Origin of the sequence: Leptospira adleri, assembly GCF_002811985.1 — a bacterium.
Taxonomy (GTDB): Bacteria; Spirochaetota; Leptospiria; order Leptospirales; family Leptospiraceae; genus Leptospira; species Leptospira adleri.
The window spans coordinates 1-11,384 of record NZ_NPDU01000107.1 but is presented as its reverse complement, the minus strand read 5'-3'; the positions used below and the strand labels follow the sequence as shown (position 1 = coordinate 11,384).

The window sequence follows — 11,384 nt, the reverse complement described above, 5'->3', positions numbered from 1 at the left end:
GGATTTCCTCCAATGTCAGGTATATGTCACCTATGTGCCCGGTCTGTTTTGTTACCTATCTGGGCAGTCTGTACCGGAGGAACAATCTGAAAAAGTAAAGACTCCGAATTCCATTCTTCTTTTTCCTCTTCGCTGAGAATTGCCGGGGCGGAAATACGGATTGAAAGAAGGAAGAAAAAAATTCCCCAATAAAATTTCTTTTCTTGCAAGGCTCGTCGGTCAAACTATGGACAAATGTATTTTCGGAGAATTCAGTGCCGCCCGTTTTAGACGATTCCATCGCCTTTGAAAGAAAACAGGAATCCCAGACGAAGTTAGGCGAAGCCTTCCAAGGACTCTGGATGGAAAATGAAATCAGTTTTGCCATCGCCGGAGGCGGATGTAAGGCGTTTTACGGATTGGGCTTCGGACACGAAATGAAATCCTGGGGACTCAAATTCAGGGAAGTTTCCGGGGTTTCCGCGGGGGCCGCGATGGTTCTCTGTTTGATCTGCGACGGAGAAGAAGAATGTGTGGCCTTCTTCGAAAATATCGTAAGAAAAAATCCTCAGAACTTCTATTTTAGCCGCCTTTTCAAAGGGGAGCGCGCGTTCCCTCATGAAGAAATGTACCGGAAGACGATTCGTTTCGGGATGGACTTCAAAAAAATAATGAAATCGGGAACGAAAGTTTTCATTCATACGTTACGCGCCATTCCTAAAACCGATTCATTGAAGAATAAATTCCGTTTAGCGAGACTGATCGCCGAAACCGCAAAAGCGTTTTTGGAAGACGAGAGAGACCGGGCTCGAGGACTCAATACCGAAAGGATGCAGAGAGTTCTTAGAAATTGGAATATGAAAGAAGTATTATTTACTGAGAAGGATTTTAACGATCCTCATACGGTGGAGCAGATTATCCTCAATTCCTCCTCGGTCCCTCCTGTCGTTTCCGTCCAGAGTCACGGAAAAGAATACTACTTTGACGGAGGACTTACAAACAATCTTCTCTTAGAAGCGTTTCCTCCCGACAGTAAGACGATCGGAATCTACTACGAACCGACCACGATCGTAGGAAAAGATCCGAAACTTCTTGAAAGATGTTTTTTGCAAACTCCTTCGGAACCGCTTCCGATCACTTCTTTCGATTATACGGATCCGATCGGAGTTCGAGGCGCGTATGAGCTTGGAAAACAAGACGCTCGACTTCAGAAAGAAAGAATCTTCGAATATCTGAAAAGAGATTGGGCCAAAGCGGTTTCTTCCCTTAAATCCAAATAACATTCCGTTTTTAGAATATTCTTTATTTATACCGTTAGGACGACGGCATTATTTTTTTCGTTCCTGCCAGTCCTTTTGCGGCAATCGTAAATCGATTTCCGGTCGAAACGGAAAAGCCGAACTTTCTACAGAGAACGGGGATTCTTCTCGTTTTGCAAGTTTTGATGGAGCCGAAAATCCCTTAACTTCCAAAACTGAAAAACTCAAAAGAAGAAAGAATTTTCCTCCTGGAAGTCGCCTTTCTCCAAAGCATCGCCGGCGCCTTTTTGCGTTATGCGTGCTTAAAAAAAATCCCAAATCTATGTCAAATCATTCAAAAGAAATTCCAATTCCTCAAGGAATCGAAGGACAAAAAAAATCTAAATTACAAAATGATGAATGTATGAAAAAAGAAAATCAAAGACCACAAAATGTGTCAGAATCTCCTTGACCGTATACTACATCGTTCTATTTTTTTCAAACGTTTGTGACTGATGGGGCGAAGCTATGGATTCTGCCATATCTATTTTTTACTATACATATATATAGTCTTTTCTAATTCTTCCTTATGCGTTTCTTTTTAGAAAAGAAAGGAAGATTCCTTTTAGTTCGATTTCCCTACGATTCGGAAGCCTATGATTTCGTGAGGAGGATTCCAAAAGTCAAATGGGATCCGATCAGGAAGAATTGGGTCCTTCCATTTTCAGAAGCCGTCTTGGAGACATTCCAGAGATTGGATTCTTCCCAGGTCGTTTTCAAGGGAGAATTGGAACTTCGAGGTTGGATTCGGTCTCTGAGAATGAAGAATTTTTCTCGGAGGACCATTCAGACGTATTATTCGAACGTAATTTCACTTTTAAGATGGTCCGGGAAGAATCCAAAGGAGATTGAAAAAAAAGACGTTCTGAAGTTTATCGAAGTTTCATTTTTGGAAAAACAATTGAGCGCGACGAGCGTTTCTTTGCGAATTCAGGCATTAAATTCTTATTTTGGAATTCATCTCGGAAAACATTGGTTTAAGAATCTTCCGAGACCTAAGAAGGAGCAGAGACTTCCGGATATTCTTTCTACTTTAGAAGTTTATAATATTCTGAATGCGCTTTCGTTTCCGAAACACAGACTTCTTCTTTCCTTTTGTTACGCGAGCGGACTGAGGGTGAGTGAACTCGTGAAATTGAAACCCGAGGATATCGACGAAACGAGGATGAGCCTGAAAGTGAGAGGGGGAAAGGGGAAGAAAGATCGTTTTACGATGTTTTCTCAGGCCTGCGCTTCTCTTTGGAAGGAATTTCGTAAGGCAAATCCTTACGAAGAGTGGGTGTTTCCCGGTCAGGACCCATCGAAACACATTCACATGAGAACCGCAGAGAAAATCTTCGAAATGGCAAAAAAGAAAGCCGGAATCCGTAAGCCCGTGAGCATCCACGGTCTCCGCCACGCTTTCGCGACTCATCTCCTCGAAGCCGGTACCAATATAAAACACATCCAATTTTTGTTGGGCCACAAAAGTGTGAGAACTACGGAGATCTACACTCATGTAAGCCAAGTTCGTCTTACCGAAGTTGCCAGTCCCCTCGATCTCCTAAACCTAAAAAAGAATTAGGCGTTTATACGCCCTTCGTTTATTTTCAGTTAGACGCAATGCTCTAAAAATAATTTATGAAAATAGTAAAATATGAATTTGAAGAACTTCAAAATGTCCTGGATTTTATTCGAGCAATAGCAATAACTAAAAAGTCCTACATATTCAGAGGGATTCCTAAAGAAAAGTTCTCGTTAACCACCACAATTGAAAGGGATTATGATCTAACTGATTTAGAAAAATATGGTTATGGACTAGATGAAGCGGGTACATTGGAAAAGTTTTACAAAACTTCATACCATTATGATTCCGAGTGGAAATTTAATCCTGAAAGCATTTTAGAGATTTGGTCTTTAATTCAGCATTACGGTGGTAGGACGAGGCTGCTCGACTTTACCCATTCTTTTCCTGTAGCACTATATTTTTCATATTGGAAACTTGAGGAAGATTTCAATCCTGCAATTTGGTGTTTATCTAATAATGAAATAACGGATAAATTAAAACAATTAGCAAGTGGGTTATTAGATAAGAGTAAGGAATTTGAAAATTTTACGAAATTTGAAAATAGATTTACGAACACCCTTTGGAGGAAAGAAGATTTACTAAGAGCATATAAAAAAGAAAACAATTTATTAAATTTAATTTTACACTATAGTATGGGGAGCCTTTGGGGATCACATAAGCCAGATATTCCTAATTTAATGATACCAATTGAGCCACCGAGGAAAAATCAAAGGTTGATAATGCAGAATGGCTGCTTTTTAATGCCAACTAACTCGAGAACATCGAGTCTAAATAATCTTCTTGGAATGTTTTCTGAAAATGATTCTGATAAACTGAATTTAGAAATAGTATTAAAAAAGCCAAATTATGCGAATTTTGTTGAAGCACTTGAAGGTAATACAAAGATCTTAATCAATTTGAAAAAAATAAAGGTTCAACAATGCACCTACTTATTAGGAGGAATGAATGTTAGAGGAGAAACTCTATTTCCCGATTTCCAAGGATTAATCGCTTCAGTTAGTAGGTACGGTCGCATTCCAAAGGAACTGCTATAGGTTTTTGAAAAGAGCACTGCGTCTAACTTCGTCTCCTCGCTCCGTTCAGGATCGCTAATGCGACCTTCACTCCGGGCTAAAGCCACATTTGCTTTGACGTTCGGCTTGTGATCACTCGCTAAGGCTCGTTCAAGCCTCCGTCAATCCCTTCGCGCACAAGCGCTTCGGGAGCGCAAACGTCGAGGAGACTATTTCGTTATGCGCCATTCCGCTTCGCTTTAATTTGGGTTTAGGCGAGTTTGGGAAAAGAGAATTGCGCGTGGTTTCGCTTTTAGTCTCAGCGCGCAATTTATAGTTTTTTTTGGCTCGCGGAACGAGCGCATAACTGCGGTTTCTCACTGCGCTTCGGGATTGCCAAGGCAACCCTCGCTTGGCCTTCGGCACATTTGCTTTGTCACTCGGCTTGCGGGTCGTTAGCTAAGGCTCACTCAAGCCTCGCGCCAATTCTTTCGCGCGTTTAGACGCGCTCCAGAACCGCAAACGTCGAGAAACCTAGTTCGTTAGGCGAAATAACACGCGTAAAAGATCATATGCCTATAAAATCAATTTCGATCCATACATTAGATGCTAGGGACTATTTATTTTTACCAGCCCTTGTTGATCATTATAGTATCGGTAACTCAGGTTTGCAAAATTTAGTTGAATCTGGACTTGAGCAATTGGTTGATCTCTTAGCAAGTCGAGGTATTAGGTATGAAGATTTACGTTCGTCGCTTACCCCAAAGCCGGATCGAAAGGAAATGGTTCTTTTTTTCGATCGAATGCAAATAGAAAGTAGTTGGTATGGATTTCCGATTCATTCGCAGATACTAAGTTTCTTAGATTCAAAAAGCAGTCACAGCATCTTAGTAGGTGATTTGATTGCTGAAGATGACGCTGAAATAAAGATTCAACAAGCCTTTTATAATGCTCTGATTCCAAGTGGAAATCCATTTCAATTAATAGAGACTAGGCAAATATATTGCGTTTATATAAACAATCTTTCGTCAACAGGCCCCGATAGATTACATAGGTCGCTTTCAAACTATAAACCGTATGTTGGCTATGCAGATATGACTTTTTCATCTTTATTAAAGACATTTCTCAGCACAACGTTGCTTAATAGATACTTAAAATTTCAAAAATTCATCCTGCAGCCTCATTCGGAGGCTGCAGCTATAATCACCGACGAAAATATAAGTGGCTACAATTTCTCAGATTACGATTTGGTATGTTACAGTGTTCCTGGAGATCACTACGGCGTCTTTCTTTCCTATAAAATTGAACGGCCTGTTTTAGAAGGTGATGAAATTGATACTTTTATTGCAATTAACACTGTTTCAGATGATCCACATGACATTTCGTCTTTTAATATAATTATCGATGACGCAAAATACAACTATTTACTCAATAATAAAAGTGGCTCTTTGAAGAAGCTGAATATTAGCAATAATGATAAAGATTATCTCAGGAATATAATTCTGAGAAAAATTAAATCAAATTATATATACAATTTAAAATACAATCGAGAGTATCAGGTGACACAATTTGATATTCTTATGGAAACAGATAGAACTAAGCAAGAAATGCCTACTCGTTTTCTGGCGGCATTTGAATATGCCCCACACTTAAAAGCATTACGCTTAATTACTTTATATTAAGGAGTGCGTGTTACTTCGCCTAACTTCGTCTCCTCGCTCCGTTCGGGATCGCTAATGCGACCCTCACTTCGGGCTAAAGCCACATTGCTTTGTCACTTCGGTTCGCGAGCCGTTCGCTAAGGCTCACTCGAACCTCGTGCCAACTCCTTCGCGCACAAGCGCTTCGGAGACGCAACGTCGAGGAGACTCTTTCGTTATGCGCCATTCCGCTTCGCTTTCATTTGGGTTTACGCGAGTTTGGGGAAAAGAGAATTGCGCGTATTTTCGCTTTTAGCCTTAGCGCGCAATTTATAGCTTTTTTTGGCTCGCGGAACAGCGCATAACTGCGGTTTCTCACTGCGCTTCGAGATTGCTTCGCAACTCTCGCTTGGCCTTCGGCACATTTGCTTTGTCACTCGGCTTGCGGGTCGTCCACTAAGGCTCACTCAAGCCTCGCGCCAATTCTTCCGCGCGTTTAGACGCGCTCCAGAACCGCAAACGTCGAGAAACCTATTTCGTTATGCGCCATTCCGCTTCGCTTTAATTTGGGTTTAGACGAGATTGGGAAAAGAGAATTGCGCGTGGTTTCGCTTTAATGCTCAGCGCGCAATTTATAGTTTTTTTTGGCTCGCGGAACGAGCGCATAACTGCGGTTTCTCACTGCGCTTCGGGATTGCCAAGGCAACCCTCGCTTGGCCTTCGGCACATTTGCTTTGTCACTCGGCTTGCGAGACGTTTGCTAAGGCTCACTCAAGCCTTCGTTCCAATTCTTCCGCGCGTTTAGCGCGCTCCAGAACCGCAAACGTCGAGAAACCTAGTTCGTTATCTGCCATGCCGCGCCCCTCATTATAACGCCTGCCGTCCATGGCAGGCTTCTTATTTTTAAAGCTACGAAGGAAAAATCGATGATTGTAAAAAGTGTTAAAGTAAGTAATTTACGCGGAATCTTAGAAACAGAAGAACTCGATTTGTTCAACTTTACTTCACTTGTTGGGCCAAATAATTCTTCTAAATCTACTATTGCTCGGGCTTTAAGTTTGGCATTAGGTGTTGAAAAACCAAATATAAATGAATGGCATAAGGAAGATTATGATAAAGATATTATAATCGAAGTTCTCTTCGACAAAGTTGAAGATTGGGAAAGAAATAAGCCTGGTGTTTCTTCGTTAGTATATAAAAATCAAATTAAATTGCGATACATTGCAAGTGCAGAAGAAAAAGAAAATGGAGAAAAAAAGGCGAATATTAGATATGAAGCCTATCTTCCGGAAGAACAGATTTCGGGATGGAATGACGGAAGCTGGAGCAATCTCTCTGAAGAGATAAAAGATATTGCAAAGGGCATTGGATTTACTTCTGGAAATCACATAAAATCACAAGCTAATAAGGAAAAATTAAAGCAAGAAATTCGAGATAAGAAAGAGTCCCTCGTTCAATTAAGTGCACCTCGCTGGTCTTCTGACGGAATTAGTATAAACCAAGCTTTGCAACAGGCCTTACCGCAAGTAGTATTAATTCCCGCAGTTAGTGACGTAACCGATGAAACAAAGTCCACTGAAAAGAATACATATGGTATTCTTTTAAGAAAGGCCCTTATTCCTGCTATTAAAGCAACTTCAGCGTATGGCCAAATTGACACTTCAATAAAAGAAATTATTGAAATGATTCAGCCTGGATCTGGACAACAACTTGATTCAGTAAAGCAACTTAACGAACAAATTTCATCAAATATTAAACCATTACTAAATGCTGAGGCGGAAGTAACTCTTGACGAGCCTGATTTTGAAAAGGTATTTGGCCCGAGTTTTGGTATTAAACTGAGAGATGATGTTTTAACTGATGTCAATTTACAAGGGAATGGGCTTCAAAGGGCTCTAATATTCTCTTTGTTAGAAGTCCTTGCAAATAGCAAATCGTCCGTTGAGATTCCTTCGGAAGATGGAACGACCTCGAATATTAAAACAAAGACGACATTACTTTTATTTGAAGAGCCTGAACTTTTTATTCATCCACATTTAATGAGGAAACTAAAGGAAGTTCTAATTAGAATATCGAATAAGTCGGAGTGGCAAGTAGTAATAACAACTCATTCTCCGTTTTTAATTAATGTTACTGAAAATCCAAAGTCTCTTTTGATATTTAGTAAAGAGCCGGGATTACCACCGAAAATTAAACAATTGAAGTCGGATCCGTTTGAAGGCTCTAAGCAGTTAAAAATTGAGAAAGAGAGATTACGCGCAACTGTTGATTTTCATCCGACCGTTTGTGAAGCATTTTTTGCTAGAAGAGTTATCTTAGTTGAAGGTGCTACGGAAATTGCAGTCTTAAAGAATCATCCGGAACTATATAAACTATGTTCTATTTCTGAAACTTCACTTCGAGATTGTAGTATAATTTCATGCGGCGGAAAATGGACAATAATTTCAATGGCTAGACTACTATTAGCTTTTGGTATTCCTTTAAAAATTGTTCATGATATGGACAAAAAAGGTAGAACCTCTGATGAGCTTTCTGCAACAAGAGCGATCGATCCGTATCACGTAAATGAAAAGTTACTACAGTTGTTGGGTGATAATGATAAGTTGTTTGTATGTGAAGATACTTTTGAAGACTTGATTTGGACTGGAAAAAAATATACTAATAAAGATAAGCCATTCAGAGCTTGGAAAAGAATTGAAGATATATGCTCTATTCAAAATGAATTAGATAAATTTCCGAATTTAAAAGCATTGGTTTCATTTGTTTATAATTAAATTATTGGAGAAAAATATGACCGTTAGAAGTAAGGCCTCCGCTGCTAAAGAAGCCCTTGAAAATGTAAGAGACCCTGGTTTGCAAATAGCACTATTTGCAATTGTTGAACTTATTTTAGAAGTAGGAAAAACCGTTGAAGACGTAGAGAGCAAAGTTAGAAATATTAAATCTAATATGAGATAATAAATTATATAACTTGAATTTAGCTTGCCCTGGTTCTTAAGAACCGGTTCACCCGGACGCTTCGCGATCGGGACGCCAAATCTCCATTAGCTCGTACTAATAGCCCTCGTTAAAACTGCTTCGCAGATTTTACTCGGGCTCTCTTCTGTGATTTAATGATCTCATTTGTCGTGAATACAGAGTAAAAGAAGAACGGAGATTTCTTATAGATTTTCATAAACTTTAAGAACTCATCCATGTACAACCGACATTTACCAGATTCTATTTTCGAAACTTGGCTTCTGCTCCTTTTAATCATTTTACCTACTTGTGCCTGAGTAAGATTCGCTTCTATCCTAGCTACTTTTAACTGATGATAAAAAGCTTTCTTTTCTTCCTCGGAAATCCTTCTTATGATCTCGGATTTAGGCCATTTTCGGACAATACTTTGAACCTTGTTTTTAGATTTTCTCGTCATAAAGGAACCTTTTTGAGCAGAGATTCGTAAAGAACACATACCCCACGGTACACCGCGTTCACATTTTGTCAACTATGCCGCAATATACCGTGTGTGGATTTTGAAGAATTTTTAATAAAAGTCGGAAAGAATATTCAAAAAGTTCGGAAGGATAAGGGACTTACTCAGGAAAATATGGATGAAGGCGATTATGCCGTTCCTGTAAGAACTTTACAAGATATTGAAGCGGGTAGGGCTAATTTCACTGCCAACTCAATTTTCAAGCTTTCAAAACGATTAAAAGTTAAACCAAGAGATTTATTGGATATCTGAAAGTCGCAATTCTATTGGCTTTCCTTAACCGGTTCCGCCATCCATGGCTCCACCGGTTAGACATTCGGGGCGCGGCACAGCAGATAACTAAAAATTGTCGCGGCGCTTCGGGATCGCTTCGCGACCCTTGCTTGGGCTTCGCCAAATTCCGCTTTGTCACTCGTCTTGCAGAGCAAGCCTCGCGCCAAGTCCTTCGGACGCGCGGAACTTCGACAATTACTGGTCGTTAGACGGCATCTGCTAAAAGAGAGATTGTGCAGCCTGGATTCGATATTTTAGTTCTTTTTTGTCATTTTTCGGCATTGACAATACGTCATATATGATGTATTTTGATTCGTGGCGAGAAAATGGAAAGTCTACTATTATTCGGAATCAGAGGACGAAGAAAGCGAGATCGAATCTTTTATCAATTCAAAGGATGAACGAAATCAAGCAAAAATATTAGCCTGGATCGAGAAACTTGAGGAGTTAGGACCAAATTTACCAAGACCTTACGCTGATATTTTAAAAGACGGAATTCATGAACTACGAATTAAACTTTCCGGAGATCAGGTTCGTATTTTATACTTTTTTTGTTATAAAGACTACGTTATACTAACAAATCATTTTATTAAACGGTCTGATAAAGTTCCGAAGTCTGAGATAGACAAAGCGGTAAAGAGAAGAGAAATATTTCTTAAGAAATATTCGGCGAAAGAAATAGGGAAGTTATTATCATGAAATCATTTAGATCACATTTAAAAACTAAGATTAAGAACAAGAAATTCAAGGAAAAATTCCAAGAAGAAAAGGAACTAATTAATTTATCCTTAGAATTACATGATTTGCGAGAAAAGAAAGGTTTGTCTCAATCAGAGCTTGCAAAGATGGCCCATGTAACTCAACAACAGCTTTCAAAAATCGAAAATGGCATAAATTGTAATCTCGCTACTTTTTTGAAAGTATGTCACGCATTAGATTTAGAAGTAAAAGTTAAATCTCGCAAGAATATTGCATGAGCTTGGAAGCAGACGCCGTCTAACTTCGTCTCCTCGCTCCGTTCAGGATCGCTAATGCGACCTTCACTCCGGGCTAAAGCCACATTGCTTTGTCACTTCGGTTCGCGAGTCGCTCGCTAAGGCTCGCTCGAACCTCGTGCCAACCGCGTCGCGCACAAGCGCTTGCGGACGCAACGTCGAGGAGACTCTTTCGTTAGTTGCAATAGCGGCTAAAATTTAATTTGAAAACGGATCTTGATTTTGAAGTTTTTAAGTAAAGAAACCAAAAGAAACGGGGTGCTATTAGTAAATTTTACTTGAAATTCGATTTCATCTGTATATTTTAACAATATACGAATGGAATTGCCAGATTTAAGCCAACTCACGGGGTTTGATTGGGATTTAGGTAATATTGAAAAGAATTGGAAAAAGCATAAAGTAAGACCTGGCGAAATAGAAGAAATCTTTTTTAACGATCCTTTGCTTGTCGTTCCGGATGATTACCATTCTGGAAAAGAAGATCGATACATTGTTTTAGGGATTACGAATACAGGAAGAAAGTTGTTTGCTGTAATAACAATTCGGAAAGATAAGATACGACCTATTTCAGTTCGTGAGATGACTCCTCGGGAAAGAAAAATCTATGAAACCTCGTAAAAAAATACCTCATTTAAAATCAGAAAGTTCTGAAATTGATTTTTGGACTAAAAATGATTCTGCGGATTATATCGATTATTCAAAGGCTAAAAAAGTATCTTTTCCAAATTTAAAGCCTACAACGAAAATGATTTCTTTGAGATTACCTGAAGCATTAATTGATAGATTGAAAGTCATGGCGAACAAGAAAGATATTCCATATCAATCTTTAATAAAGCTTTTACTTTCAGATAAAGTAGAAGAAGAACTTAAAAGATAAAAGGGCAGTTACAGCCACTACTGCAACTAACTTCGTCTCCTCGCTTCGTTCGGGATCGCTCATGCGACCCTCACTCCGGCTTCGCACATTGCTTTGTCACTTCGGTTCGCGAGCCGTTCGCTAAGGCTCACTCGAACCTCGTGCCAACCGCGTCGCGCAAAAGCGCTTGCGGCCGGATAGTGTCCTTAAAGTTTCGCACAAATGAGAACTTGAGAAGAGCTCTCCTCACACGATCAAGCCATGAGCTTTAAAGTTTTTAACTCTTTTAATTTCTCCATGTCAACATAC

Annotated in this window: 13 protein-coding genes; 12 read left to right on the top strand and 1 reads right to left on the bottom strand. The window is 39.6% G+C overall.

Annotated features, from left to right (window positions below):
* The first annotated feature begins 254 nt into the window (after window positions 1–254).
* From CH376_RS22640 to CH376_RS24350, 7 genes are all read left to right on the top strand, one after another.
* Window positions 255–1,259: a patatin-like phospholipase family protein gene (locus tag CH376_RS22640; protein ID WP_100788466.1), complete on the top strand. Its 1,005-nt coding sequence runs from the start codon at window positions 255–257 to the stop codon at window positions 1,257–1,259.
* Window positions 1,260–1,560: 301 nt separating this feature from the next.
* Entirely contained in the window at window positions 1,561–1,689 is a 129-nt protein-coding gene (locus tag CH376_RS24765; RefSeq protein ID WP_276329222.1) for a hypothetical protein, read from the top strand.
* A 192-nt stretch (window positions 1,690–1,881) separates the two neighbouring features.
* Window positions 1,882–2,841, top strand: coding sequence for a tyrosine-type recombinase/integrase (locus CH376_RS22630; RefSeq protein WP_243398306.1), 960 nt, complete (start codon window positions 1,882–1,884; stop codon window positions 2,839–2,841).
* A 56-nt stretch (window positions 2,842–2,897) separates the two neighbouring features.
* Window positions 2,898–3,878 (top strand): FRG domain-containing protein, encoded by a 981-nt coding sequence (locus CH376_RS22625; protein WP_100788461.1) that lies wholly within the window; start codon window positions 2,898–2,900, stop codon window positions 3,876–3,878.
* Window positions 3,879–4,408: 530 nt separating this feature from the next.
* Window positions 4,409–5,518, top strand: a complete 1,110-nt coding sequence (locus CH376_RS22620; protein ID WP_100787768.1) for a hypothetical protein — start codon at window positions 4,409–4,411, stop codon at window positions 5,516–5,518.
* Window positions 5,519–6,402: 884 nt separating this feature from the next.
* Window positions 6,403–8,250 carry an AAA family ATPase gene (locus CH376_RS22610; RefSeq protein ID WP_100787769.1) on the top strand — a complete coding sequence of 616 codons (1,848 nt, stop codon included), beginning with the start codon at window positions 6,403–6,405 and terminating at the stop codon, window positions 8,248–8,250.
* 16 nt (window positions 8,251–8,266) lie between these two features.
* Window positions 8,267–8,434: a hypothetical protein gene (locus CH376_RS24350; protein ID WP_165781837.1), complete on the top strand. Its 168-nt coding sequence runs from the start codon at window positions 8,267–8,269 to the stop codon at window positions 8,432–8,434.
* Between the two features lie 109 nt (window positions 8,435–8,543).
* Here CH376_RS24350 and CH376_RS24930 read toward each other — a convergent pair whose 3' ends face one another.
* Window positions 8,544–8,732: a hypothetical protein gene (locus CH376_RS24930; RefSeq protein ID WP_420843585.1), complete on the bottom strand. Its 189-nt coding sequence runs from the start codon at window positions 8,730–8,732 to the stop codon at window positions 8,544–8,546.
* Window positions 8,733–8,984: 252 nt separating this feature from the next.
* On the opposite strand from CH376_RS24930, the gene CH376_RS22595 reads away from it, so the two are divergent.
* The 5 genes from CH376_RS22595 (at window position 8,985) to CH376_RS22575 (ending at window position 11,096) form a co-directional block, all read left to right on the top strand.
* Window positions 8,985–9,203, top strand: a complete 219-nt coding sequence (locus CH376_RS22595; RefSeq protein WP_100787772.1) for a helix-turn-helix domain-containing protein — start codon at window positions 8,985–8,987, stop codon at window positions 9,201–9,203.
* Window positions 9,204–9,539: 336 nt separating this feature from the next.
* Window positions 9,540–9,923 carry a type II toxin-antitoxin system RelE/ParE family toxin gene (locus CH376_RS22590; RefSeq protein ID WP_100787773.1) on the top strand — a complete coding sequence of 128 codons (384 nt, stop codon included), beginning with the start codon at window positions 9,540–9,542 and terminating at the stop codon, window positions 9,921–9,923.
* On the top strand, window positions 9,920–10,201 hold the full coding sequence (locus CH376_RS22585; RefSeq protein ID WP_100787774.1) for a helix-turn-helix transcriptional regulator: 282 nt from the start codon (window positions 9,920–9,922) through the stop codon (window positions 10,199–10,201). The genes CH376_RS22590 and CH376_RS22585 overlap by 4 nt, the downstream gene beginning before the upstream one ends.
* 336 nt (window positions 10,202–10,537) lie before the next feature.
* The gene (locus CH376_RS22580; RefSeq protein WP_100787775.1) at window positions 10,538–10,837 is read left to right on the top strand and encodes a BrnT family toxin; all 300 of its coding nucleotides are present in this window, start codon (window positions 10,538–10,540) and stop codon (window positions 10,835–10,837) included.
* On the top strand, window positions 10,824–11,096 hold the full coding sequence (locus tag CH376_RS22575; RefSeq protein WP_100787776.1) for a BrnA antitoxin family protein: 273 nt from the start codon (window positions 10,824–10,826) through the stop codon (window positions 11,094–11,096). The genes CH376_RS22580 and CH376_RS22575 overlap by 14 nt, the downstream gene beginning before the upstream one ends.
* Window positions 11,097–11,384 lie beyond the last annotated feature (288 nt).